At 71.8% G+C, this 26,409-nt stretch carries 15 protein-coding genes and 1 pseudogene; 4 read left to right on the forward strand and 12 right to left on the reverse strand.

What is annotated here, in order from left to right; all coding sequences use genetic code 11:
• The 9 genes from IEZ12_RS00840 to pulA all read right to left on the reverse strand — a co-directional run.
• Nucleotides 1–800: NAD(P)-dependent alcohol dehydrogenase (locus tag IEZ12_RS00840; protein WP_229847121.1), on the reverse strand; the 800-nt coding region annotated here is incomplete at its 3' end.
• A gap of 42 nt (nucleotides 801–842) precedes the next feature.
• Nucleotides 843–1,598 (reverse strand): SDR family NAD(P)-dependent oxidoreductase, encoded by a 756-nt coding sequence (locus tag IEZ12_RS00845; protein WP_189270293.1) that lies wholly within the window; start codon nucleotides 1,596–1,598, stop codon nucleotides 843–845.
• A 69-nt stretch (nucleotides 1,599–1,667) separates the two neighbouring features.
• Complete coding sequence (locus IEZ12_RS00850) at nucleotides 1,668–2,294, reverse strand: acyl-CoA-like ligand-binding transcription factor (protein ID WP_189270294.1); 627 nt, start codon at nucleotides 2,292–2,294, stop codon at nucleotides 1,668–1,670.
• Between the two features lie 104 nt (nucleotides 2,295–2,398).
• Nucleotides 2,399–3,127, reverse strand: coding sequence for a hemerythrin domain-containing protein (locus IEZ12_RS00855; RefSeq protein WP_100585888.1), 729 nt, complete (start codon nucleotides 3,125–3,127; stop codon nucleotides 2,399–2,401).
• A gap of 218 nt (nucleotides 3,128–3,345) precedes the next feature.
• On the reverse strand, nucleotides 3,346–4,371 hold the full coding sequence (locus IEZ12_RS00860) for an alpha/beta hydrolase (RefSeq protein ID WP_189270295.1): 1,026 nt from the start codon (nucleotides 4,369–4,371) through the stop codon (nucleotides 3,346–3,348).
• Between the two features lie 269 nt (nucleotides 4,372–4,640).
• Nucleotides 4,641–6,368, reverse strand: a complete 1,728-nt coding sequence (locus IEZ12_RS00865) for a carbohydrate-binding module family 20 domain-containing protein (RefSeq protein ID WP_189270296.1) — start codon at nucleotides 6,366–6,368, stop codon at nucleotides 4,641–4,643.
• Between the two features lie 332 nt (nucleotides 6,369–6,700).
• Complete coding sequence (locus IEZ12_RS00870; protein ID WP_229847122.1) at nucleotides 6,701–7,873, reverse strand: macrolide family glycosyltransferase; 1,173 nt, start codon at nucleotides 7,871–7,873, stop codon at nucleotides 6,701–6,703.
• 300 nt (nucleotides 7,874–8,173) lie between these two features.
• Nucleotides 8,174–10,528: a M4 family metallopeptidase gene (locus IEZ12_RS00875; RefSeq protein WP_189270297.1), complete on the reverse strand. Its 2,355-nt coding sequence runs from the start codon at nucleotides 10,526–10,528 to the stop codon at nucleotides 8,174–8,176.
• A gap of 412 nt (nucleotides 10,529–10,940) precedes the next feature.
• Nucleotides 10,941–16,472 (reverse strand): pullulanase-type alpha-1,6-glucosidase, encoded by a 5,532-nt coding sequence (gene pulA, locus IEZ12_RS00880; RefSeq protein WP_189270298.1) that lies wholly within the window; start codon nucleotides 16,470–16,472, stop codon nucleotides 10,941–10,943.
• Nucleotides 16,473–16,799: 327 nt separating this feature from the next.
• Here pulA and IEZ12_RS00885 point away from each other — a divergent pair, with 327 nt between their 5' ends.
• Entirely contained in the window at nucleotides 16,800–17,744 is a 945-nt protein-coding gene (locus IEZ12_RS00885; RefSeq protein WP_189270299.1) for a phosphatase PAP2 family protein, read from the forward strand.
• Nucleotides 17,745–17,774: 30 nt separating this feature from the next.
• Here IEZ12_RS00885 and IEZ12_RS00890 read toward each other — a convergent pair whose 3' ends face one another.
• Complete coding sequence (locus tag IEZ12_RS00890; protein ID WP_189270300.1) at nucleotides 17,775–20,813, reverse strand: bifunctional [glutamine synthetase] adenylyltransferase/[glutamine synthetase]-adenylyl-L-tyrosine phosphorylase; 3,039 nt, start codon at nucleotides 20,811–20,813, stop codon at nucleotides 17,775–17,777.
• A 135-nt stretch (nucleotides 20,814–20,948) separates the two neighbouring features.
• On the opposite strand from IEZ12_RS00890, the gene IEZ12_RS00895 reads away from it, so the two are divergent.
• The 3 genes and pseudogenes from IEZ12_RS00895 to IEZ12_RS37480 form a co-directional block, all read left to right on the forward strand.
• Nucleotides 20,949–21,155: a hypothetical protein gene (locus IEZ12_RS00895; protein WP_189270301.1), complete on the forward strand. Its 207-nt coding sequence runs from the start codon at nucleotides 20,949–20,951 to the stop codon at nucleotides 21,153–21,155.
• Nucleotides 21,156–21,180: 25 nt separating this feature from the next.
• Nucleotides 21,181–21,441, forward strand: coding sequence for a hypothetical protein (locus IEZ12_RS00900; RefSeq protein ID WP_189270302.1), 261 nt, complete (start codon nucleotides 21,181–21,183; stop codon nucleotides 21,439–21,441).
• A 19-nt stretch (nucleotides 21,442–21,460) separates the two neighbouring features.
• A pseudogene (locus tag IEZ12_RS37480) lies at nucleotides 21,461–21,697 on the forward strand (DNA-binding protein); the annotation flags it as partial.
• An 88-nt stretch (nucleotides 21,698–21,785) separates the two neighbouring features.
• On the opposite strand, the gene IEZ12_RS00905 reads toward IEZ12_RS37480, so the two are convergent.
• Both IEZ12_RS00905 and IEZ12_RS00910 read right to left on the reverse strand, forming a co-directional pair.
• Entirely contained in the window at nucleotides 21,786–25,577 is a 3,792-nt protein-coding gene (locus IEZ12_RS00905; RefSeq protein ID WP_189270303.1) for an ATP-binding protein, read from the reverse strand.
• Nucleotides 25,574–26,392, reverse strand: coding sequence for a DUF4231 domain-containing protein (locus IEZ12_RS00910; protein ID WP_229847123.1), 819 nt, complete (start codon nucleotides 26,390–26,392; stop codon nucleotides 25,574–25,576). The genes IEZ12_RS00905 and IEZ12_RS00910 overlap by 4 nt, the downstream gene beginning before the upstream one ends.
• Nucleotides 26,393–26,409: the final 17 nt, after the last annotated feature.

The following is a 26,409-nucleotide window of genomic DNA, read 5'->3' on the forward strand; positions in this document are numbered from 1 at the left end:
GAGACCTCGCCCTCGACGGCGACCAGCTGCCCGGCCAGCGCGGTGGTCGGCGGGGCGCCGACGAAGTCGAACACGGCCTGCGCGCCGAGCCCGCCGGTCAGTTCGCGGACCTTCCCGGCGGCCGAGCCGTCCGACCGCACGGCCTCGTGCGCGCCGACGGCGCGGGCCAGTTCGAGCTTCTCCTCGCTGATGTCCAGGGCGATCACCCGGGCCGCGGTCATCGCCCGCAGCAGCTGGACGGCGACGTGCCCGAGGCCGCCGGCGCCGATCACCACGGCCGTGGAACCGGGGACGAGCTTCGGCAGCGCGCTCTTGATCGCGTGATAGGGCGTCAGCCCGGCGTCGGTGAGCGGCACGGCGCGCACCGGGTCGAGGTCGCCGAGCGGGACCAGGTGCCGCGGGTCGTCGACCAGCAGGTACTCGGCCATCGCGCCGGGCGCGCCGAGCCCGGGCGGCGCGATGCCCAGCTCACGCGCCCGCAGGCAGTAGTTCTCCTTGCCCTCCGCGCACTTGGCGCAGCTGCCGCAGCCCCACGGGCCGTACACGGCGACCGACTCGCCCTCGGTGAAGCCGGTGACGCCGGCGCCCAGCGCGGCGATCGTGCCGACGCCCTCGTGGCCGAGGGTGAGCGGCAGCGGGAACGGCAGCCGGTCGGCGGGCCAACTCATCACGGCGATGTCGGAGTGGCAGGCCCCGGCGGCGGTGACCTTCAGCAGGACCTGCCCGGGGCCGGGCTCGGGGTCGGGGACGGTGACCACCTCGGGGTGGCCGCCGACGGTGCGGTACTGGACTGCCTTCATGTGCTCGGAACCCTCTCTGGTGCGCGCCCCCTCGACGGACGGTCAGCGGGCGGAGTAGCCGCCGTCGACCAGGTGGTAGCTGCCGGTGACGAAGGACGCCCGGTCGGAGAGCAGGAACGCGGTGAGCTCGGCGACCTCCTCGGCCCGGCCGAGCCGTCCGGCGGGGTGCAGCGAGATCAGCAGCTCGCGCCCGGCCGGGTCGGTGTCCTTCAGCAGCGGGGTGTCGATGAAGCCGGGGCCGACCGCGTTGACCCGGACGCCCTGCGGGGCGTACTCGATCGCGGTCGTCTTGGTCAGGCCGACCACGCCGTGCTTGGCGGCGACGTACGCGGGCGAGCCGGCGAAGCCGTTGGTGCCGAGGATGGAGGCCATGTTGACGATCGCCCCGCCGCCCGCGGCGAGGATCTCCGGGAGTTCGTAGCGCATCGAGTAGAAGACGCCGTCCAGGTTGGTGGCGAGCACCCGCCGCCAGGCCTCCGGCTCGTACGCGCCGGTGGGGGCGATCGCGCCGCCGATGCCGGCGTTGTTGACGGCCAGCGAGAGCGGGCCGAGGCCCTGCACGGTGGCGCGGACGGCGGCCTCGACGGAGGCCGGGTCGGTGACGTCGACCTGCACGGCGAGCGCCTCGGCGCCGGTCGCGCCGAGGGCGGCGGCGGCCTCCCGGGCGCCGTCCAGGTTGTAGTCGGCGACGGCGACGTTCGCGCCGCGCTCGGCGAGCAGGGTGGCGACGGCCAGGCCGATGCCGGAGGCGGCGCCGGTGACGAGAGCGGTGCGGCCGGTGAACTCCTGTGCGGTCATGGGTGGTCGGTCCTTTCGTGCGCCGCGCCCGGGGCGGGCGCGGGTGGTGCGGGGGTTTCTGACGGTCGGTCAGCGCGGGGGTTCGGCCGCGACCAGGTCGAAGGCGCGGTCGATCAGGGCGGGCAGGTCGCCCGCCGGGTCGCGCACCCAAGTGCGGGTGGCGGCGTGCAGGGCGGTGACGCCGAGACCGACGGCGACGGCGGGCCGCAGGTCGGTCTCCGGGTGCAGGCCGAGCCGGGCGGCGACCAGCCGGATCGACAGCTCCTCCTCGGCGACGGCGATCCGCCGGTAGGCCGCGGTCAGCGCGGGCTCCTCGTCGATCAGCGCGAACAGCGCGCGCATGCCGGGACGGCGGTGCCAGGCGGGGTGGTCGCCGTCGTGCAGCCAGGCGGTGACGGCGGCCCGGTACGCGGCGACCGGGGCCTCGGCGGCGGGCCGGGCGGCGAGGCGCTCGTTGATCCGGGCGAAGTCGGCGCGCAGCGAGTCCAGGACGGCGTCCTCGCGGGACGCGAAGTAGCGGCTGAAGGTGCGCCGGGAGACGTCGGCGGCGTCGGTGACCTGCTCGACGGCGAGGGCGGCCGGGCCGTGCTCCAGCGCCAGGCGCAGCGCGGCGTCGGCCATCGCCTCGCGGGTGCGGCGGGCCTTGCGGTCGCGCCGCCCGGGCGGGACCGGCGCCTGCTGCGGGTCGGTGCTCATACGAACACCGTACTACCGGAAATGTCCCGGCGGGACATCAGTCCCACCGGGACACTCGGGCCCGGAACGCGCTGCTCACGTCCCGGACAGGTGCGGGACGGGACTCACTGGCCCGCCGGGCCCCACAGACGGTCGGTGCAGCGGGCGTAGGTGTCGCGCCAGTGCGGCCAGTGGCGGACGGTCTCGTCGTCGCAGTCGGCCAGCAGCCGGTCGATCTGCACCGGGTCGACGCCTTCCAGCAGCCAGACCAGGGCGTCGGACGCGGACGGGCCGTCGGCCAGGCGCAGCAGGTCGAGCAGTTCGGGCAGGGTGCCGATCCGGGAGCCGGGCTGGAAGACGCCGGCCATCCGGGGCAGCAGCTGGCGCTCCTCGATCCGCAGGTGGGTCTCCACCCGGGCGGCGAGCTCCTCCACCGCGTAGGAGACCGGCCAGGAGCTGGCGGGGTCGCGGGTGGCGATGCCGACCAGCGTGGTGGTGCGGGTGAAGCACTGGTCGAGGTTGTGGTGGTCGGACTCCAGCCAGTTGAGCAGCAGCCGCAGCTCGGGCGCGAAGCGGCGCAGCAGCGGCCACAGCCGGGTGTCCTGCTGCTCGTGGTGGCAGGTGACCATGGCGGTCACGAAGTCCCAGTGCCGCTTGAGCGCGAGCGCGCTCTCGTGGTCGTCGGGCTGGAGCAGTCGCAGGGCCTGCGGGATCCGGGCGAGGTCGCGCCGGACGGCGGCGTGCACCAGGCTCAGCCCGGCGAACGGGAGGGGTTCGACAGCCGGCGCGGAAGGGAGCTCCTCGCGCGGGGCGGGAATGGTCGTCGGGCCGACGGACAGCAGGTGGCGGGACATGGCGCTCTCTTCACGACTGGCTGGGGCTGGGCCGGAGCGGGGGCCGCGGTTGCGGCGCCCCGGTCCAGTTCTCCGGTCCACGGGTTCCAGGGTGGGAGCAGTGCATCAGGGTCGAATGAACGACCGATTGATGTGCAGGTCAGCGCGCTTTCGGGGCCGCCCCGGGCGGTTTCGCGACCGTTCCGGACCGGCCGTCCGACCAGCCGGCCGCCGTCCGGTCAGTCCGACTCGGGCCCGGCGGTGTTGGCGGTCAGCCACTCCAGGGTGTGCGGGATCATCTTCTTGAAGTCGGAGGTGAGGTGCTTGCCGCCGGGCTGCTCGTAGTACTCGACGGTGGTGGGGGCCTTGGCCTTCTCCACCCAGGCCTTCACCAGCTTGGTCTCGTACGGGTTGGCGCCGCCCGCGGTGGCCAGCATCCGCACGTCGGCGGTGCCCGCGCCGATCAGCTGGTCGGGGCTGTTGGCCTGGCGCTCCTGCTCGTGGCCCTTCCACAGCGGCGAGTCCGGGTTCCAGTAGCCGTCGATCGGCACCGCGGCCTTGAACACGTCAGGGTGCTGCAGGGCGAGCTTGGCGCTGCAGAACGCGCCGGTGGAGGCGCCCATCACGGCCCAGCCGTCGCGGCCCTTGACGGTGCGGAAGTTGGCGCGGACGAAGTCGGGGATGTCCTCGGCCATCCAGGTGCCGATCTTCGGCTGGCCGGGGATGTCGGCGCACTCCAGGGCCCTGGACTCGGCGGAGTCCAGGTTCTGCACCGGCATGATCATGATGAACGGGTGGGCCTTGCCCTGGGAGACCATCTGCTGGTCGATCTCCTGGATCGGCAGCTGGTTGTCGGTCCAGGTGTTGTAGCCGGCGCTCTGGCCGCCCGCGTACAGGGTGAGCACCGGGAAGCCGGTCTTGGCGTACTTCGGGTCGTTGTACTGCGGGGGCAGCCAGACCCACACCTTGCCGCTGACGCCGGACTTGGCGCCGTTCAGGGTGGTCATCATGATCGGTCCGGCGGCGGTGTCGCGGACCTTGGACAGCTGCGCGGCCGGGCCGCTCGGCATCAGGACCTTGGACGGCTTGGGCGGCGCGCTGCTGCTCTTGGCGGCGGACGGCGACGAGTGGTCGCCGGAAATGGCGGCCTTGGCCTCGCCGGAGGTTCCGGTGTTGCTGCCGCAGGCGGCCAGCGGGGTGGCGAGGGCGAGCAGGGCGGCGGCGGTCAGCAGACGGCGGGCGGCGGAACGGGGCTGCGGCAGCACGGATCGGTCTCTCCGGGCGGGGGCCGACCCGGCAGTCGGGAGGGGCCCTGGTCATTGGGCTTCGCCGGGTCCGCCGTGCGCTGATGGCCGGCGCTCCCCGGGAACGGCCGCGGTCGCACGAGGGTGCGTCGGCCGGGCCGTCCGAGATCCTATGACGTGCCACCCCGGACCCCGGTTGCGGCGGGGTGAACAACCCCCCGCACGACGGGGGCAGCCCCCGCCGTCCGGCGGGGGCTGCGAGGCCGCGGCGCGCGGCCGCGGGCGCGGGATCAGGGGCGCCAGGTGTCGTTCAGCGCGATCCGCCCGCTCGCCGGGACGCTCGCGGTGCGGTTGGCGCCGCTCTCCCAGGTGACGTTGCCGGCGGCGTCCTTGCGGAGGTACTTGTACTGGATCGCGGCCCCGGCCGGCAGCGCCACGTCCAGCTTCCACACCGGGTACGAGGCGGATCCCAGCAGCAGCGCCTTGGAGGTGTCCCAGCCGCCGAGCGCGGCCGCGTCGCCGACCACGTAGAGGTTCTGGCCGAGCGTGGTGGTGCCGTTGACCGCGAACGAGGCGCCGGGCGCGGTGCTCGCGGCGGTGGCGCCGACGTACAGCGCGACGGCGTCGCCCGCGCCGACCGAGGCGGTGAACTTCCCGTCCGAACCGACGGTGTAGGTCGGACCGGAGCAGCCGCCGCTCACCGGGTCGCCGTGCTGGACGTCGCAGTAGACGCCGGCGGGCAGCGAGGTCTGGAAGGTCTGGGTGATCGCCGAGGTCTCCCGGTTGATCGCCACGTAGCCCTTGCTGCCGCGGCCGAAGCCGATCGCGTTGTTGCCGTTGGACCACCAGTTGGTCATCGCGGCGCCGGCGACGGCGTTGCGGAAGCCGACCATGTTGGCGACCTGCCGCCAGGCGTGGACGCAGTTCCAGCCGTTCTGGTAGCAGGCGGTGACGGCGCCGCCGTTCGGCGGGCCGTCGTCGTTGGCGTTGAACGCGTACCCGGAGTAGACGTTCGGCGAGCCGTACGGGTGGGCCAGCATGAAGACGTTGGCCAGCGTGTAGGTGGAGCCGTCCTTGTAGGTCAGGGTGGAACCGTTGCGCTCGGTGTCCCAGTTGTCGACGAAGGTGCGGGCCTGGGTGGAGGCGAGCAGGCCGCTGCCCCAGTTCTGCAGGTCGGAGATCTTGCCGCCGCTGAAGGCGCTCTTCAGCCACGTCCCGGAGCGGAACTCGTCCACGTCGCCGTTGCCGGTGTACTCGGAGGGCTGGACGGCCTCGCCCGCGCCGTAGATGACCTCCTGCACCCAGTAGGCGTTCGGGTTGGTCATCTTGGCCTTGACGGCCGCCAGGTCGGTGGCGGCCATGTGCTTGGCGGCGTCGATCCGGAAGCCGTCCACGCCGAGCGAGAGCAGGTCGCTGAGGTAGTTGGCGATGGTCTGCTGGACGTAGGCGGAGCCGGTGTTGAGGTCGGACAGGCCGGCCAGTTCGCAGTTCTGGACGTTGCTGCGGTCGCCGTAGTTGCTGATGTTCGTCCGGCAGCTGTGGAAGTCCTGGTCCTGGTAGTAGCCGGGGTAGTTGTACTTCGTGTAGGCGGTGCCGCCGGCGCCGGTGCCGCTGCCCGCGCTCATGTGGTTGATCACCGAGTCGGCGAGCACCTTGACGCCCGCGTTGTGGCAGGTGGTGACCATGTTCTTGAACGCGGTGCGGTCGCCGAGCCGGCCGGCGATCTTGTAACTGACGGGCTGGTAGGAGGTCCACCACTGGGCGCCCTGGATGTGCTCCTGGGGCGGGGAGACCTCGACGAAGCCGTAGCCCTTGGGGCCGAGGGTGTCAGTGCAGGCCTTGGCCACCGAGTCGAACTTCCACTCGAACAGGGTGGCGGTGACGCCCTTGCTGCCGGGCGTGGCGGCCGCGGCGGTGGGCGCCAGCGAGAGCCCGGCGCCGGCCGGGAGGCCGAGCGCCACGAGGGCGGTGCAGGCTGCGAGGACGCGCTTCCTGCGGGCGGGGGCGAGGGTGGGCAAGGGAGCACTCCTGGGGGGGAGGCCCGGTCCGCGGACGCACGTCGCGGCCGGGAGGCGGCAGGGTGGGGGCCGCGACGGCCGGGGGTGTTGGGGCCCCCGGCCGTCCGCGCGAAAGGGGGGCCGTCGCTACTGCAAGGATCCTGCAAGAGACTGCAAGAACGCCGAAACTTGCTGGAAATTTGCAGTGGCATGACCATATGGTCGGCCCGGACGGCCGTCAAGGGAGCCCGCGACCGCTTCTGGGGCCCCGAAAACGGCCGCGCCGGCCCGCCGCTGACAGTTCGTCAACGGCGGACCGGCGCGGGCCGGGCGGGATGCCGGAGGCGGGCGCCTCAGCCCAGCTGCTGCTCGATCAGGTCGCAGGCGCGGGCGGTGCCGCCCTCGCCCTTCGCCAGGGCGCTCAACTCCCGCAGGCGGGCGGCCACCGCCTCGTCCGCGACCAGCTCGGTGAGTGCCGACCACAGCGCCTCGGGCGTGGCGTCGGCGGTCTCCAGGCGGCGGGCCACGCCGAGCTCGACCAGCCGGTCGGCGTTCATGGGCTGGTCGGCGGCCTGCGGCACCGCGATCATTGGCACGCCCGCCAGCAGCCCTTCGGCGCAGCCGCCCATTCCGGCGTGGGTGACGAAGGCGTCGGCCTGCTCCAGGATCGCCCGCTGCGGCACCCACGGGTGCACCTCGACGTTGGCCGGGACCTCCCCCAGCTCGGCCGGGTCGACGAACTTGCCGATCTGCAGCACCACGTGCCAGCCGGGGCGGTCGCCGAAGGCGGCCAGGCAGTTCCGGTAGAACGCGGGCTGCCGGGTGAACGCCGAGCCGAGCGACACCAGCAGCACCTTCTCGGCCCCGGCCGGGCGCTGCCAGGCGCCCTGCTCCGCCCCCAGGTCGAAGCACGGCCCGACGAAGTCGACCGCCTTGCGGTCCACCCGCTCGGCGTTCGGCTGCATCGCCTCGGTGATCATCGCGACGACGCGCGCCGGCTGCCCGACGAACGCGTCCACGTCCACCGTGGTGGCGCCGCTGCCGGCCAGCCACTCGGAGAAGAGATCGAAGTAGGCGTCTGCCCCCGGCAGTTGCCGTATCTGCCCGCCCACCTCCTCCTGGTAGCCGTCCCAGGCGACCATGGCCGGCGAGAGCTGGACGACCGGCCGGCCCTGCGCCTCGGCGAGCGCCCGGGCGGCGTACGCGCCGATGTCGTACAGGTAGAGGTCGGCCGGGTCGGCGTCGTACTGCGCGCGCAGCCGGGGCAGCATCGCGATCGCGTCCTCCAGGAAGACCCGCATCTGGCCGATCGGGTCGGCCGGCCAGTCGTGGTCGGCGACCGGCAGCGTGGACGGGTACGGGACGAACTCGGCGCCGGTGGGGACGATCAGCTCGGCCGCCGACGGGTCGTTGAAGTACGTCACCCGGTGGCCGCGGGCGACGAGTTCGCGGATCACTTCGAGGCTCGGGCGGACGTGGCTGACGGCCGGGATGCCGATCATGGCGATATGGGCACGACGGGTCATGGCGGAGCACCTGCTTCCGGTCTACGGGGGTGGGAAAGGAACGCCGCACCGCCGACGCGCCGTCGAAGGGCGTCGGGGCGTGCGGGACGCGAGGCTCGGGGCGCTGCCCCGGCCGCGTCAGCCGTAGATCTGGTGGAAGAAGGACATGGCGGGACACTAACCCGCCGGGCCGGCCGCACGCATCCGATTAAAAACGCGCCCTCGACCAATATTTGACAGTTCATCAGATCACCGGACAAGGGCATGCCGGTGCCCGGCGGCCGCCGAAGCGACCGCCGGGCACCGGCCCTTGAGGGCGTGTCAGCTGGTCTGGATCGCGGTGTCGTCGACCACGAAGGAGGTCTGCAGCGAGACGTCCTCGACGGCGTTGAACTTCACCGTGACGGTCTGGCCGGCGTAGGCCGACAGGTCGATGGTCTTCTGCGCGTAGCCGGTGTTCTTGTCGAGGTTGGAGTACGTGGCGACCGAGGTGCCGTTGACGGTGACGGTCAGCTTGTCGTACGCGGTGGAGGTGGTGGTCTCAGCGGTGTCGATGTGCAGCCAGAAGCTCAGCGACGCCTTGCAGCCGGCCGGGACGGTGACGGTCTGCGAGATGGAGTCGGTGTGGGCCGAGCCGTAGCCGTCCATCCACGCCTTCCACGAACCGCCGTGCGCGGCCTGCGAGGCGGAGTTGTCGACCACGCCGCTGGTGGTGGTCCACGGGGCGGCGGTGCCGGTCTCGAAGCCCGGGTTGCCGAGCAGCTGGGCCGGGGTGCAGCTGCCGCCGCCACCACCGGTGACGGTCCAGGTGAAGGACACCGAGCCGGTCTTGTTGGCCGCGTCCTTCGCGGTGACGGTCACGTTGTAGGTGCCGGCCGCGGTGGCGGTGCCGGTGATCTTGCCGGTGGCGGCGTCGATCGACAGGCCGGTGGGCAGGCCGGTGGCCGAGTAGCTCAGCGGGGCGGTGCCGCCGGTGGCGTTGATCTGCAGGCTGACCGCGGCGTTCAGCGCGGTCGACTGGTTGCCGGGGCTGGTCACGGTCGGGCCGCCGGTGCTGGGCACCGAGCCGACGTTGACGGCCGCCCAGGCGGTCGCGGTGGCGTTGTACTCGGCCGAGTTGGCGCCGTACAGGTCGGTCGCGGCGGACAGCATGCCGGCCCGGGCGTTGGCGTAGTTGGTGGTGGAGGTCCAGTACGTGGTCAGCGCCCGGTACCAGATGGCGGCGGCCTTGTCGTGGCCGATGCCGGTGACCGGGATGTTGTTGTAGGTCGGCGAGTTGTAGTTGACGCCGTTGATCACCTTGGCGCCGCTGCCCTCGGACAGCAGGTAGAAGGCGTGGTTGCCGACGCCGGACGAGTAGTGGACGTCCTTGTTGCCGACCGTGGAGGACCAGTTGTCGGCCGAGGACCCGTCCTTGGACGGCTGGTCCATGTACCGCAGCGGCGTGCCGTTGCCGTTGATGTCGATCAGCTCGCCGACCAGGTAGTCGGGGTTGTCCTTGGCGATGTTGGCGTACCACTCGACCATGTTGCCGAACACGTCCGAGGTGGCCTCGTTCAGGCCGCCGGACTCGCCCGAGTAGTTCAGGTTGGCGGTGGCGGCGGTGACGCCGTGCGTCATCTCGTGGCCCGCGACGTCGAGTTCGGTCAGCGGGTGGGTGTTGCCCGAGCCGTCGCCGTAGGTCATGCAGAAGCAGCTGTCGTCCCAGAAGGCGTTGACGTAGTTGCTGCTGTAGTGGACCCGGCTGTAGGCGCCGACACCGTCGTTGCGGATGCCGTTGCGGCCGAAGGTGTCCTTGTAGAAGTCCCAGGTCTTCGAGACGCCGAAGTGGGCGTCGACGGCCGCGGACTCCTTGTTGGCGGCGGTGCCGTCGCCCCAGGTGTCGGTGGACTTGGTGAACAGGGTGCCGTTGCCGCTGGTCCCGTTGTTCATGTTGGTGGTGTACATCCCACCGCGGGTGCCGTCCTTCAGCTGGTACGTCGAACCGGACAGCGTGGTGCCGATGGTGACGTTGCCGACGAAGACGCCGGTGCCGGTGCCGGTCTCGACGCCCTCCCACTTCTGGATGACGTCGCCGCTGGTGGCGTCGGTCACCACGTGCAGCTTGCTCGGGGTGCCGTCCTTCTGGGTGCCGCCGACCACGGTCTCCCAGGCGAGGCGCGGGTTGTTGTCGGCGGCCCAGACCACCAGGCGGGGCGCGGTCTCCACCGCGGAGCCGGACTCGGCGGCCAGCGCGGTGGCCTGACCCTTGGCGGCGGCCAGCTTCGGGGTGGTGGACAGGCCGTTCAGCGACGCCGAGGAGGCCCGGTCGACGCCCTTGGTGGAGCCGTTCGCGGCCTGGTGGACGACCATGTCGCCACCGAGGACGGGGAGTCCGTTGTAGGTGCGCTCGTAGCGGACGTGCTGGGTGCCGTCGGCGTCCTTGCTGGCGTCCTTGACCACCAGCTTCTCGGCCGAGCCCAGACCCAGGCCCTGCGCGGTCTGAACGGCGCGGGCGCCGGCGTCCGAGATCAGCTGGGCGCGCCCGGCGGCCGCCTGCTGACCGGCGACCTGGGCGGCCGCGGACGGGCCGGCGGGGGCGGCCTGGGCCACCGCCACCGGAATCGCGGTCACCAGCAGGGCGGTGGTGGCCGCCAGGGCGGCCATGCTCACGCGGGCATGCGTGTAGCGAGACATGCAGACTCCTTTACCGACCGTCGCGGGGTCACGAGCGGTGGAGAGAATCTGGCCGCGGTTGCGGCGCAGCGGGGGCCCCAGCCGCTTGTCGCGGCGCGGGGTGCGGTGCATGTGCGCGGTGCGGTGCTGCGGGCTGCCGGTGGCCTGGGGAGGGCTCCACCGGCAGGAAGTGGGGCTACCTGTCTTCGCAGCGAGGGGAATCGTGGCAGCAAACACCCCACGAATGACAGATGCATGCCACGGATTGACTCATTTATGACCGCCCTACAAGACGCCCAAGGGCCCGCCATGGTCCGGCATTTGGGATGGCGTCCCGGTAAACCTGACGTTCGGTCGGGCCGACCGATGCTTTTCGGCCAACCCGCAAGGGGTCCCACCCGAAGGTGAGACCCCTGTTACCGACGGGGAACCATCACTTCTGGACGAACACCGCCACCGTCCGGCCCGGCACCGTGAAGGTCCCCGAGGCCGGGTCGAAGGCTGCCTGCCGGACCACCGGGTCGGCGCCCGCGGCCTGCACCCGGTGCAGCGCCTGCACGGTGCCGCTCAGGCCCGCCACGGTCTGGTTCTGCGCGGTCGGAGTGGCGTTGAAGACCACCGTGAGGCCCTTCTCCGCACCCGGCAGCCCGGTGCCGTCCAGGTGCATGGTGATCACGCCCGGGTTCTCCCCCGCGGTGCCGGACAGCGGGAAGGACAGCCGGCGCTGCACCTCGGCCGCGCTGGACAGGGCGAACAGCGGCGAGGACTGACGGATCCTCAGGAACTGCTGGTAGAGGGCGGTGCTCGCACTCATCTCGTTGCAGCCCATCCGCAGCTTCGGGTCGGCCAGCAGCTGCTTGTCGCGGGCCCACATCGCCTGGTTGTCGGCCGCCGTCGGCAGGCCGCGGCCCCAGCCGTTGCCCAGCCCGCAGTCCCAGTTGACGGAGTTGAACCAGTCGCCGGAGTCGTAGGAGTTGGCGTCCAGCGACTTCGAGCGCAGCAGGTCGCTGCCGGCCTGGGCGAAGCCCGGGCCCTGGGCGAGCGCGGTCAGCGACAGGCCGAGCGCCTGCATCCGGGCCCGGTCGGCGGGCGAGGTGCCCTGCGGCAGCTTGAACGCCAGCGCGTCGTACAGGTCGGCGTTGTCGTGCGCGTCCAGGTACTCCACCGCCTCGCCGGGCTGCGCGGCGTAGCCGGTCGGGGCGCCGTTGTAGTCGACTCCCTTGCCGGTGACGGCCTTTCCGGCGGAGTCGGTGAACGCGTAGCCGGCCAGGTTGCCGGTCAGGCCGACCTTGATCTGGTCCATCTGGTGCAGCAGCCGGGCCTTCTGGTCCGCCGGAGTGCCGTTGTCGGCCGAGCCGTTCGGGTCGGTGAACAGGCCCGAGGCGAAGCCCTGCTGCGGGGCCGAGGACAGCATGAAGTTGCCGCCGCGCCCGGCGTCCCGGATCCGGTCGTTGAAGGTGGCGATGCCGGTGCCGGCCATGTTGGCCTGGGTGGCCTGGACGAACCGCGCGTCGTTGGCGACGGCGCCGAAGTTCCAGCCCTCGCCGTACAGGAAGATGTTCTTCCCGTCGACGCCGTCCTTCTGCGGGGTCAGTCCGGCGAGCGCCGACTGCACGTCCAGCATGGTGGACTTCGGGTCCAGGCCCATCAGGTCGAACCGGAAGCCGTCCACCCGGTACTGCCTGGCCCAGGTGACCACCGAGTCGACGACCAGCTTGTTCATCATGGTGTGCTCGGGCGCGGTGTCGGCGCAGCACGAGTCGGTGGTGACCTTGCCGCTGTCGCTGAGGCGCTGGTAGTAGCCGGGGACGACCTTGTCCAGCACCGAGTGCTCGTCCTGCCCGGCCGCCGCGGTGTGGTTGTACACCACGTCCAGCACCACCCGCAGGCCCGCGTCGTGCATCGCCTGCACCATCTCGCGGAACTGCACGGTGCGCGCCGTCCCGGTCGGGTCGGTGGCGTACGAGCCCTCGGGGACGGTGTAGTGCAGCGGGTCGTAGCCCCAGTTGTAGGCGTCGTCGGCCTTCACCGCCGCCACGCACTCCTGCTGCTTCTCCGACGCCGCGGGCAGCGCGGCCAGGTCGCAGGCGGGGAGCTTCTGGTCGGCCCGGTTCTCCCGGATGGTGGCGATGTCGAAGGTCGGCAGCAGGTGAACGGTCGTCACCCCGGCCGCGGCGAGCTCCTTCAGGTGCCGCATGCCCGCGGACTTGGACTGCGTGAACGCCAGGTAGGTGCCGCGCTCGTCGGCCGGCACGGTGGTGTCGGCGGCCGAGAAGTCCCGCACGTGCAGTTCCTGGATCTGCTGCTTGACGGCCGGGATCGCCGCCGGGCTGCGGTGCTGGTCCCAGCCCTTGGGCTTGGTCGCGGCGGCCGACAGGTCGGCGACCAGGCTGCGCTTGGAGTCGGCGGCCAGCGCCGTCGAGTACGGGTCGGTGACGGTGTTGGTGACCACCTTCTGCACGCTCGGCGCCCACACCTTGACCTGGTACAGGTAGTACTTGCCGTCCAGCTCCTTGGCGTCCTTGGTCAGCGACCACACGCCGGACGCCTCGTCGCGCTTCAACGACACGGTCCTCGGGGTGCCGCCGCTCGCCCGGTCGAACAGCTGCACCGCCACCTCGGTCGCCGTCGGCGCCCACAGCGACAGCGTCACCTTGCGGTTGCTGCCGTTGCCCCGGCCCGGGCCCGTGTACACCGGGCCGAGCTGCGCCTGGGCGGCCTTCCCCGCGTACAGGTCGTCCAGCACGCCGGGGATCTGCACGCCGGTGGCGGCCAGCGCCGCGCCGTTCGGCAGGTGTTCGGCGAAGACCAGCTGGCTGCGCAGCGCGTCGGTGATCCGGCCGGCGTCGCGCGCGTCGACGGTGAAGGCCCGGTAGCCCGCCAGGTGCGGGAACTTCGTCTTCTGGGCGTCCGTCAGGCCGGCGGCCGCGTTGAGCCGGATCCAGTGGCCGGGCTCGGACAGCACACCCTGCTGGACGCTCAGGCCGCCGGCCGGGTCGTAGATCAGCTGGGCGCTGGTGCCGCCCTTCAACTGCGGGTCCGCCGCACCGTAGTTGGCGGGCACAACGACGGTCTTCGCGTCGATCCACTGGGCCTTCGCGGAGCCCAGGTCGAGCTGCGAGGAGACGCCGGCGGCCTGCGGCAGCAGATGGCCCTCCTGGCCGCCGATGATCCACACCTCGCGGCCGGAGACGGCGAAGTCCAGCGACTGGTCCTGCGGCAGGTCCTTGTCGTTGCCGTTGTGGATGATGTAGCTCAGGCTGGTCGCGCCCGGCGCCAGCGGCACCTCGAACACCGCGCCGAACGCGTCCTTGCGGGCCGGCATCAGCGGGTTGCCCCAGTCGGTCGGGGTGGCCGCGCCCGTCCAGTCGTGCAGGCCCCAGCCGTCGTAGTTGCCGTCAGCACGCCGGTAGTGGATGACCGCCTTGCCCTCCGGCACCGGCTGCGCCCCGTCCGGGTTCGCGGTGCGGACGGCCGGGTCGCCCTGCTTGATCCACACCTCACCGGTGGCGGAGATGTCGATGTGCCGGTCCTGCTCGACGTCCTTGACGCCGTTCTTCTCCACCACGAACCCGACGTCGGACGCCCCGCCCTTCAGCTTCACGTACGCGAACGCGCCGTACGCGTCCCGCCCGACGAAACCGTGCCCGTCCGGCCAGGTGGTGCCCTCGCCGTCGGCGATGTCGCCCCAGGTGTACAGGTTCCAGCCGTCGTAGTCGCCGTCCTGCCGCTGGTAGTGCACCACCGCGTACGGCCGGGACACCGCGCTGGGCGCGGGCGTCGGCGGCTGCTGCCCGGTGGTGAACTGCCCACTGGCGGAGGCGAGTCGGCCCGCCGAGTCCTGCACCACGGCCTTGAACCGCACCACCGTGCCCGGCGCGACGCCGTCCAGGTTCTGGGTGACGCGGTACACCCCGTTGTCGGCCGTGCCCAGCGTCTGCCACGGCCCGTTGCCGACCTGCGCGGCGAACGTCACCCGGTCGAAGCCGCCGCCGGGCACGCTCGCCCCGAGCGTCACCGTCCCGTACGAACCGTCGGCGGGGGCGTTCACGGTGATCGAAGGGCCGGCCGACGGCTTGGCCGGCTTGTGCTTGGCCTTCAGCACCAGCGAGGACGTCGCCGGGACGGTGACCGTCACCTTGCGGTCCGCGCCGCTGGTGGCCTTCCCCTGGAACCCGTACAGGCCGTCGAAGTCCATGCCCGCCGAGAAGGTGTCCAGCGTGACGGTCTTCGCCTCGGCCGCGTTGTTCACTGCCACCAGGTACTCCACCTGGTCCTTGGCATCGATCCGGGAGAACGCGTACACGCCCGGCCCGTCCGCCGCGTACCGCTCCACCTGCGCGCCGTCCGCCAGCGCCGGGTTGTCCTTGCGCAGCTTCGCCAGCCCGGCGATCCCCTGATAAAGGGCGCCGTCCTTGCCGTACCGGTCCTTCGAACCGGACGCCCCGCCGATCACCGGGTCGCTGTTGTACGAGGGGGTCTTCGAGGCGAACATGTCCTGCCGGGCGTCCTTGTCGCCGCCCGCGCCGGTGAAGCCCTGCTCGTCGCCGTAGTAGACCACCGGCTGGCCGCGGGTCAGGAACTGCAGCTCGTTGGCCAGCCGGTCCTTGGCCAGCAGCGCCTGGTCCGACGCCCCCGGGTTGTCGCTCCGCAGGAACGACCCGAACCGGCCCATGTCGTGGTTGCCGAGGAAGGTCGGCAGCTCGTACGCGTCGGTGTCGGCCGTGGTGTAGCGGTAGTCCTGCGCGTACAGCTCGCTCAGCGCCTTCGCCGAACCGTTCTGCGACACGTACTTCCGCGCCGCCTCCTGGAACGCGAAGTCCAGCGTCGCCTGCAGCTTGCCCTTGGTGACGTACGGGGAGGTCACCGCCGGGTCGCCCGAGTACACCTCGCCGAACATGAAGAACTTCTTGTTGCCCTGCCGCGCCGCGAACTGCTTCAGCGCCGGCGCCCACTGCTCCCAGAACGCCAGGTTCACGTGCTTGACGGTGTCGATCCGGAACCCGTCCACCCCGGTGTCGGCCACCCACTGCTGGTAGATCTTCGCCATCCCCGCGACGACCTTCGGGTTCTGCGTGTCCAGGTCGTCCAGGCCGGAGAAGTCGCCCTCGGTCGCGGACTCGCCGACGAAGGTCGAGTTGCCCCGGTTGTGGTAGAGCGCCGGGTCGTTCAGCCAGGACGGGGTCTTCGCGGTCGCGTCCGCCGGGCTCCGGAACACCGGGGTGTAGGGGAAGGAGTCCTTCGAGACGCTCGGCCACTGGGCCCGCGCGTCGGCGACCGCCGTCTCGTCCACCGGGTTGCCGTCCGCGTCCAGCGTCGGATAAGCGCCGGTGGAGCGGTAGTCGTAGCCGCCCTCCGCGAAGTCGATCACGTCCGCGGTGTGGTTGGTGATGACGTCGAAGAAGACCTTGATGCCGCGCCGGTGCGCCTTGTCGATCAGCTCCTTGAGCTGCGCGTTGGTGCCGAAGTGCGGGTCGACCTGGGTGAAGTCGGTGATCCAGTAGCCGTGGTAGCCGGCCGAGGAGTCCGCCCCCGTGCCCTGCACCGGCTTGTTCTTGAAGATCGGGGCCATCCAGATCGCGGTGGTGCCGAGGTCCTGGATGTAGTCCAGCCGGTCGATCAGGCCCTGCAGGTCACCACCGTGGTAGAAGCCCTTGTCCGCCGGGTCGAAGCCGTTGTCCAGCCGGCCCCCGGTGATCCCGCCGGCGTCGTTTCCGGTGCTGCCGTTCGCGAACCGGTCCGGCAGCACGAAGTAGAACTGCTCCCGGGTCAGGTCGTGCCGGGCCGCGGTCGCCGCCAGCGAGGCGTCCGAGGGCGCGGCCGGCGGAGCGGACGGCGCGGCCGACGCGAGCGGCACGGCGCCCAGCGTGGCGGCGATCAGCGAGGCCGCCACCAGGACGGAGGCCCGTCCGGGACGGCGGTACGGGGTGGTGCGGCGCGGGGAACGGGCTTGGGCGTCGGCCACGGCAGGGCTCTCCCTCTGAGGCGCTCGGGCAGGGTGGGTGGCGTGGAACCTAGCGCCCTGCAAGATGTTTCAGCAAGATGCGAAAGCCGTTCCAGGCGCGAGTCATACCGAGTCGTGACCTGAGCCCCTATGGGCGCTTTCCGCTCCCCCGCGGCGTCCGGGCACGAACGAGACCCCGGTTCGACCCCCGGTAACCCGCGCGACACAATGGACCGCATGCGCCTCGAGAACCGATCGACCCCTACCCCCGTAGGGGGACAGTCGGTGAAGAATCCCCGACCAGAGGATGAGCAAGCGGCCACACCTCGTCTGGCAGACTTCTCGTCCATGGGGGAACCGACCGAGATCCACGCAGCCGGCGCCGACCGCGCCGAGAGCACGCGCGGCGGTTCCGACCCGGGCACGGACCACACCGCCCGCAAGCCCGGCGGAGCCACCCGCGTCGCCCAGCCACCCGCCACCGGCCTCCGCGGCCGCCTGCGCGAACAGCGGCGCACCCCGCGTCGCCCGCACCTGTTCTTCGAACTCGCCCTGATCGGCATCAGCTACTGGCTGTACTCGCTGGTCCGCAACGCCGTTCCCGAACAGGCCGCGATAGCGCACAAGCACGCCGACTGGGTCTGGAACCTCGAACACACCCTCGGCATCGCCGTCGAGCGCTCGATCAACCACGCCGTGGATTCGGTCACCTGGCTGATCGTCGGAATGAACTACTACTACGCCACCCTGCACTTCATCGTCACCATCGGCGTACTGGTCTGGCTCTACCGCTCCCACCCCGGCCGCTACGCCGCTGCCCGCACGGTGCTCTTCGTCACCACCGGCATCGCGCTCCTCGGCTTCTACTTCTTCCCGCTCGCCCCGCCCCGCCTGATGGACGCCGGCTTCATCGACACCGTCACCGTCCACCAGACCTGGGGCTCCATGGCTTCCGGCGCGGGCGCACACGTCTCCAACCAGTTCGCAGCCATGCCCTCCATGCACATCGGCTGGTCCATGTGGTGCGGCCTGACCATCTTCTTCCTGGCCCGCCGCACCTGGGTCCGCGTCCTGGGCCTCGCCTACCCCCTGGTCACCCTCAGCGTGATCATCTCCACCGCGAACCACTTCTGGCTGGACGCGGTCGGCGGCGAGATCTGCCTCTTCATCGGCTTCGTCGCGGCCCGCCTGATCTACCACAACTGGGTCTACCGCCTCCCCCGCGACCCGGACGACGCCTCGGACCACGCTCTGACGGTTCCGGTCTCCTGGGACGCGAAAATTTCCGCATAGGGAACATCCAGGGAGCGCACCTCGCCCGTCCTACTCCGCGCCGTAGAACAGTCGCTCCACCGCGTGCCGCGCCCGTCGCGTCACGCGACGGTAGTCGTCCAGCAGCTCCCCGGAGTGCCCGACCCCGTACCCCAGGTACCGGGCCACACCCGCCAGCTCCCTCGCGTCGCCCGGGAAGCTGTCCCCCGCCCGGCCGCGGACCAGCATGACCGCGGCCCGCACCCGGGAGGCCAGGACCCACGCGGCGTCCAGGACCTCCGCGTCCTCCCGTTCCACCAGGCCGGCCGCCGTCGCCGCGGCCAGCGCCGCCCGGGTGCGGGTGGTGCGCAGGCCCGGGATCTCGTGCCCGTGCTGCAGCTGCAGCAGTTGCACCGTCCATTCGACGTCCGCCAGCCCGCCGCGGCCGATCTTCGTGTGGGTGGTGGGGTCGGCGCCGCGGGGCAGTCGTTCCGCCTCGATGCGGGCCTTGATCCGGCGGATCTCCGTCAGGTCGCGTTCGGGGACGCCCACCCCCGGATAGCGGAGCGGGTCGATCAGGTCCCGGAACCGCGCCCCGAGGTCGAGGTCCCCGGCCATCGGTTCGGCCCGCAGCAGCGCCTGGCTCTCCCAGGCGTGCGACCAGCGGGCGTAGTACCCGGCGTACGAGGCGAGGGTACGCACCAGCGGACCGTTGCGGCCCTCCGGGCGGAGGTCCGCGTCGACCTCCAGCGGCGGTTCGACGGAGGGCGCGGCGAGCAGGGTGCGCATCTCGCCGATCACGGCCTTCGCCGCCCCCGCCGCGTCCTCCTCCAGGACGCCGAGCCGCGGCTCGTGGACGAAGAGCACGTCCGCGTCGGAGCCGTAGCCGAGTTCGTGGCCGCCGAACCGTCCCATGCCGATGACCGCGATCCGGGTGGGCAGTTCGCCGTTCCGGTCCTCCCAGCCGTTGACGGCTGCGCGCAGCGCGCCCTGCAGTGTGGCGGCGGTGATCGAGGTGAGGGCTTCGCCGGTGGCGTCCAGTGCCTTCGCAGGGTCGTCGTCGAGGCGTCCGAGCAGGTCGGCGGCGGCGGTGCGGAACAGTTCGCGGCGGCGCACCGACCGGGCCGCGGCCACCCCCGCCGCCGGGCCCGCGGCGCGGCCGACCGCGGCGAGGATCTCCGATTCGAGCGCGGCCCGGCTGCGCGGCGCCAGCCCGGTGGAGTCGCCGAGCATGGCGACCGCCTCGGGTGCGCGCAGCAGCAGGTCGGGGGCCAGCCGGCCGGCGGACAGCACCCGGGCCAGCTGTTCGGCGGCCGCGCCCTCGTCGCGCAGCAGCCGCAGGTACCAGGGGGTGGTGCCGAGCGCATCGGAGACCTGCCGGAAGTTGAGCAGGCCGGCGTCCGGGTCGGCGGAGTCGGCGAACCAGCCGAGCAGCACCGGCAGCAGGGTGCGCTGGATGGCGGCCTTGCGGCTGACGCCGGAGGCGAGCGCGGAGATGTGCCGGAGCGCGGCGGCCGGGTCGGCGTAGCCGAGCGCGGCGAGGCGCTGCCGGGCGGCCTCGGCGGTGAGCCCGGCCGCGCCGGAGCGGGTGACCCGGAGTTCGGCGACCGGCAGTTCGGCGACGGCGTCGAGCAGCGGGCGGTAGAACAGCCGCTCGTGCAGGCGGCGCACCTCCACGGAGTGCCGCTTCCACTCGCGTTGCAGCGCGGTGACCGGGTCGTCCCTGGTGTCCCCGTTGATCAGCGGGGCCATGCTGCGGGCCAGTCGGCGCAGGTCGTCGGGGTCGGTGGGCATCAGGTGGGTGCGGCGCAGCCGGTGCAGCTGGATGCGGTGTTCGAGGGTGCGCAGGAAGCGGTACGCGCCGTCCAGCGAGGCGGCGTCGGCGCGGCCCACGTAGCCCCCGGAGGAGAGGGCGGAAAGCGCTTCCAGGGTGTTGCCGCTGCGCAGGCTCTCGTCGGTCCGGCCGTGCACGAGCTGCAGCAGCTGGACGGCGAACTCGACGTCCCGCAGGCCGCCCGGGCCGAGTTTCAGCTGCCGTTCCAGCTCTCCGGCCGGGATCGCGTCGACCACCCGTCGGCGCATCTGCTGGACGTCGGCGACGAAGTGCTCGCGGGCGGCGGCCTCCCACACCAGCGGGGCGACGGCCTCGCCGTAGGCCCGGCCGAGCTCGGCGTCCCCCGCGATCGGGCGGGCTTTCAGCAGGGCCTGGAACTCCCAGGTCTTGGCCCACCGCCGGTAGTAGGCGAGGTGGCTGGCCAGGGTGCGCACCAGTGGGCCGTTGCGGCCCTCGGGGCGCAGGTTGGCGTCCACCGGCCAGATCACGCCCTCGCCGGTGGTGTCCGAGCAGAGCCGCATCAGGTGCGCGGCGAGCCGGGTCGCGGCCTGCATCGCCCGCTGCTCGTCCACGCCGTCGCGCGGCTCGGCGACGAAGATCACGTCCACGTCGGAGACGTAGTTCAGCTCCCGGCCGCCGCACTTGCCCATGCCGATCACCGCCAGCCGGCAGGCGGCCGCGGCCTCCGGGTCCTCGGCGGCGGCGAGGTCCAGCGCGGTCTGCAGGGTGGCGCCCGCCAGGTCGGCCAGTTCGGCGGCGGTCTGCGGCAGGTCGGCGGTGCCGGACAGGTCGCGGGCGGCGATCGTCAGCAGGCAGCGCCGGTACGCGACGCGCAGCGCGTCGGCCTCGCTCCCGCCGGGCTGGACGCGACGGGCGAGCTCGCCGAGGAAGTCTCCGGCCCCGGGGTGGATGTCGCGCAGCTCGAAGCTGACCAGGGCGTGCCAGTCCCGCGGGTGGCGGGCCAGGTGGTCGCCGAGCGCGGAGGACGCGCCGAGCACGCCGAGCAGCCGGTCCCGCAGCGGCTTGGAGGCGGTGAGGGTGTCGCGCAGGGTGTGCCGCTCGTGCGGATCGAGCGCCTCCAGCAGCCGGGCCAGGCCGAACAGCGCCTGGTCGGGGTCGGCCGCCGCACCGAGCGCGTCCAGCAGCACGGGATCGGCGGCGAGCCCGTGCAGCGCCGGTTCGTCGAGCAGCCGCACCGCCTGGTCGGGGTCGGAGAACCCGCGCCGCACCAGTCGGGTCTCCAGCCGGCTGACCCGGCTCCCGGACCGTTCCTCCACCGCTCCGCCTCCCGTTCGTCCCCGTTCGTCGTCCGAAGCGTACGTTCCCGCCGGGCCCGGGCACCGCCCGTGACGCACCGTCCGCCGCGCTCATTGGCCCGGGGGCGACTCCACTCCCGTCCCTCACCGGCCTGCGTGTCCTGGCCGCCCTGCTGGTGGTCGGCCGCCCCGTCACCGCTGCCCTGTGGTCGCTCCCCCCTGCTGCACCCCTGGAACCGCGCCACCGTGATGGGCGGCAACCCGGCCGGACGGTCACCCGGCGACGAGGCCTGGTTCCACCTGCTCTTCCCGCTGCTGTTGCGACTCCGCCCCGGCCTGCGCACGCCTTCACGCCACCTGTAGGAGTCCTCGTGTCACGCTCTGAGTCATGAAGCCCGCCAGCGCCGGAACCACCGAGAACCTCTCCGTTTCCATGCCCGCAGACCTCATCGCGGAGCTCCGCACACGCGCTGGACGCCGCGGCGTGTCCGACTACGTCACCGGGGCGGTCCGACACCGACTCGCCATGGACGGCCTCGCAGAAATCGTCGCCGCGCACGAGGCCGACCACGGCGCACTGACGGAACAGGAGATCGAAGAAGCCCGTCGCGAGCTGTTCGCGGAGGACACCGGACGGGACGCCGCGTGAAGGATCAGCTCGCCCGATCGATCCGGCACGACTGCACTGGATCCTGCCCCGGCTGCGAGTGGAACCAGTCACCCCGGAGGCCTCGCTGACCGCAGTGGCCCTGCTTCGGAACGCAGGCGGACTGCACGGGCACGAATACGCCATCGCCGCGCTCGTCGCCTCACTCGTGCTCCGGCTCCCGGGCCCGGTGCTGATTTCCGACCGCGACGACTGGTCGAAGCTCTGCGGGAACCGCGTGGTCATCAGGGACGTGTGACGGCCACGAACCGATCGGTTCGCGCATCATCGGCACCATCCACCGCCACGCGCTGCCCCCGACGGCTCCGCTCCGACCGCCCGTCAGCTCAGCCCTGCTCGGACTCCGGCGGCAGGGCGTCCAGCAGCCGCCGTTGAAGGGCGGCCACCGGCTCGGCGGTCGCGGGGATCACCCGGACCAGCGTGGCGAGTTCGACGTGCAGTAGGGCGATCTGCCCGGCCGACGGGGCGGCCTGCAGGAACGACTCCAGCACGCGAGCGGCTTCGGCCGGGTCCGGTGCGACGGTGTGGGCGAGCACCAGGTTGCTCAGGTCGTCGATGCCGTGACCCGAGCCCAGGAGTTCGACGGCGCGCGCGAGACAGGCGTCCCGCTCGGGCCGGCCAAGGGCGTGCAGGACGACCGCCTTCTCCAGGTGGAACCAGCCGGTGTCCGGATCCTCTTCGAGCGCCCGGTCGAGATCGGCCAGCGCCACCGGGTAGCGGTCCAGCAGACGGTACGTCAGTCCTCGCGCCGCAACGGCCCAGACCGGAGCATCGAGCTCTACGGCCCGGTCGTAGTCGGCCAACGCCTCCTGGTGCCGACCCAGGAGCCGCTTCACGAGAGCCCGATGCGCATGATGGAGCATTGAGCCCGGATCGAGTTGCACCGCACGATCGCATGCCGCCAAGGACTCTGTGAGTCTCCCCATGGCCCGGTAGGTCAGGCCACGCATACCGGCGACCCCGGCGTCCTCAGGGGAGAGTGCGGCCGCCTGGTCGAAGTCTGCCAGTGCCTCCTCGTACCTCCCCATCACTCGGTAGGCATTCGCCCGCTGCATGACGGCCCAGTTGCTTCCGAGGTCGAGCGCCACGGCCCGGTCGAAGTCCACCAGGGCTTCCGTGTGCTGCTCCATCGCCAGGTGCTGGCCGCCGCGCCGGACGAGGTTCTCCAGGTTGTCGGGTTCGAGGGCGAGCGCCCGGTCGAAGTCGTTCAGCGCCTCCTGGCGATCTCCCATCGCCTGGTGAGTGGCGCCCCGAGCGGCGAAAACCTCTGCCTCGTCAGGCATGAGCCGGACGGCGTGGTCGAGGTCGGCCAGCGCCACCTGGTGATGTCCCAGCTCCCCGTGCACCTGCGCTCGTGCCAACACTGCCAAATGGGAGTTCGGGTCGAGTTCCACCGCCCTGTCGAAATCGGCCAGCGCTTCCTCGAACCGGCCGAGTTCGCAGAGGGCGTCACCTCGCGCGATGACTGCCGGGACGTACCCGGGGTCGAGCTCGATGGCCCGGCCGAGGTCGGCCAGTGCCTTCTCCAACCGCCGCAACTCCCGACAGGTTTCGCCACGAAGGAAGAGAACCGACGCGGAGTCGAGGCCGAGCTCGATCGCCCGGTCGAAGTCGGTCAGCGCCTCCTCGAACCGCCCCGACTCCCGATAGAGCTCTCCTCGCACTATGAAAGCCGCGGCATACTCAAGGTCGAGCTCAGCCGCCCGGTCGAGGTCAGTCAGTGCCTCCTCGACCCGGCCCAACTCCTGGTAGACCTGACCTCGGCGAACAAGGGCCAGGACGTTCGCTGAATCGAGCTCGATCGCCCTGTCGAAATCGGCCAGCGCTTCTTCGAGCCGGCCCAACTCCTGGTAGGTCTGACCCCGGAAGACGAAGGCCAGAGCGTACTCGGAGTTGAGCTCGATCCCGCGGTCGCAGCCGATCAGCGCTTCCTCGAACCGCCCCAACTGCCGGTAGATCTCGCCTCGAACGGTATAGGACCAGACGTTCTCAGGGTCAACCTCGATCGCTCTGTCGAGAGTGACAAGCGCCTCCTCGAACCTCTCCAGCCCCCACTGGAGCTGCCCACGACCGACCAGGGCCCAGATGTCCTCGGGATTGAGCTCAATGGCCCGGTCGAAGTCGGTCAGCGCCTCCTCGGTCCGGCCCAACTCCCGGTAGGTCTCGCCACGATGCGCGATGGCCCAGCTGTGGCCGGGGTCGAGCTCGATGGCGCGGTCGAAGTCGGTCAGCGCCTCCTGCCGCCGTCCCAGCAGTCGCAGGGCCTCTCCCCTGGTGGCGAAGGCCGCGGCGTAGTCCGGGTCCAGCTCGACGGCCCGGCCGAGGTCGGTCAGCGCCTCCTCGTGGCGCCGTAGGGCGATCAGGGCGCGCCCGCGGCTGTGCAGGGCCTCCGGCCAGTCCGGGTCCAGGGCGACTGCCTGGTCGAAGTCCACCAGTGCCAGGTCGTGCCGGCGTTCCGAGTGGTGTCCGATGCCGCGCAGCCGGTGGGCCGCGGCCCGGCCCGGGCGGTCGAGGGCCGGGCCCGACAGCAGCAGCGTCATCGCGGCGATTCCGGGCTCCGGCTCGCCCATCGCCGCGACCAGCCGGTCGCCCCACTCCCTCACCTCCCGGGCGTCCGTGTCGTTCCCGGCCCGGGCCAGCATCTGGACCCACCGGCGGAGCGTCGCGGTGCTGTCGCTCCAGGCGTCGAGCAGTTCCCGCAGCGCGAGCGGCAGCGCCCGGTCCGGGTCCGCGCACAGCCGGTGGTACGTCTCCTGGAGGCGGTACCCGCACCACCGCTCGTCCCGCCAGCGCTCACTCAACCCCAAATCGTCACAGGCGAGTTGGGTGCGCCACCCGGCGAAGGTATCGGCCAGCTGCGCGTGCTGCTGCCGCCACCGCGTCGGCGACTGCTGCCGTTGCAGGCGCAGCATCGCCGTCCGCACCACCTCGTGGTAGTGGCACCGCCCGGCCCGGTCGATCACGAACGGCATCGACCGCAGCCACCCGAACAGCTCCCGGGCTTCCTCGTCCGCCACGGCGGCCCGGTACACGTCCTCGTCGAGCTCCTGCGGCAGCGCGCACGCCAGCGCGGCCGCCCGCCGCTCGGGCCGGGCCTCCCACTTGAGGAAGCGTTCGACGGCGGTGCCGCTCGGGTCGCCGACCTCGGCGGCCGCCGTAGGGTGCGACTCGGCAAGGGTGGAGACCAGCAGCGGCAGCCGCCCGGACAGCCGCAGCACCACCTCGATGACGTGCTCGTCCGTCACACCCTTGGCCGCGAGCAGCTGCCGTGCCTCGGTCTCGGTGAACACGTCGAGCGGCAGATCCGCGACCAGGTCCAGCCAGTCGCCCCAGCACTGCGTGTCCAGCCGCCCCTGCCCGGCGAGCACCACCAGGACGTTCGCGGGCAGTTCGCCGTACCGGTCGCTGACCAGGACGTCCCGCAGCCAGGTGTCGAGCATCGGCCCGGTGCGTTCGTAGGTGTCGAAGAACAGCACCACCCAGCTGCGGCGCTGCGCGATCTCCGCCAGTTCCTGGAGGAATACCGGTGCCAGCGCCTGGACGGGCGACAGCACCAGCTGGACGTCCTCGTGGCTGCGGAACCTCGCGCTGAGCATGCCCTTCAACTGCTCGGCCCCGGCAGCGACTTGATTCGCGTCCAGCGCCCCGGTGAACGCCCCGACCCCGGGGATCAGCCCCAGCCCGACCAGGCCGACCCGCGACGCGATCACGCTGCCCGGCGACGGCGCAGGGCTGCCCTCCACCACACCGGCGTCCGCCTCGTGCCGCCGCTGCTGATACGTGTTCAGCAGCCGCTCCAGCGCCTTCATCTGCGCGCCCTGCTGAGCGAACTGGGCGGCGACCGCCTTCATCGCCTCGACCGGGTCGGTCACCGACTCGTCCACGTACCCGGTGACGGCCTGCGCCTCCCGCGCCGCCGTCTCCATCTGCCGCACCAGCGTGGACTTCCCGACGCCACCGGGCCCGTGCACATGGAACAGGAACTGCGTCGCGTCCTCCGGCGCCTGCCGCAACACCTCGGTGAACGTGGCCAGTTCACTGCGCCGGCCGACGAAGCCGGTGCGCCGCCGACGCCGGATCAGCTCCTGCCGCGAAGGCGCCCGGCCGCCGCCGCTCACTGGGCCAGCACGCCTGTCGGCGCGGCGTCGCGCTGCTGGGCCTCGGGCGGCTGTTCCAGTTGGAGTTCCTTCTTGCGCTGCTCCTCCTTCAGCCGCTCCACCTCCTCGGCGAAGCAGGCCGCGGCGTCCTCCGGCGGCAGGCGCTTGTAGCGGCGGATCCCGAGGTTCAGCGACTGGATCTCCATGTCGAGCGCATCGGCGGTCTGCTGGAGGTTCATGCTCCGCTCGCGGAACTTGAAGTAGGTGATGACGCCGGCCGAAATGCTCACCGTCGCGCTCAGCGCCACCGCGATCCAGCGCCAGCCGTCGTCCTCGGCCGAGGCCGTGGTGAAGACCGACGTCAGAATCGACCCCACCAGGACCGAGACCTGGAAGAAGTTGTGCCGGTTCCGGTATTTCGCGGCGCCCTGCCGGTAGCTGTCGCGGATCTCGACGACCGACTCGCGGTATTCGTGGAACGAACTGGCCACGGCCTGGTTCTGCCGCGCCAGGATCGACCTGCGCTCGGATTCCAGCTTCTTCAGTTTCGTCCGGACGGAGAGCAGCTTCCCTCGCAGGTCGAACCACATCGTGGGCGCCATGAAGAGCGAGAAGGCGAGGGGAGCCCCGAGCAGGAAGTTCAGCCCGATCCGGCCCTGTCCGGGGCGCGAATAGTCGACGAAGACGTTGACGGCGACGATTCCGAGCACCAGCACCGGAATTCCGCCGAACCCCCACAGCATCGACAACCGCTTCCGGAACATCAGTTGATCGATTTCCGCCTCGGCGTCGATCACCTCGTGTTCCACAACCAGCAACTCGCGCGGCCCGGCCATGATCACCCCCCGGCGCG

This window comes from Kitasatospora griseola (assembly GCF_014648555.1).
Classification (GTDB): Bacteria; Actinomycetota; Actinomycetes; order Streptomycetales; family Streptomycetaceae; genus Kitasatospora; species Kitasatospora griseola.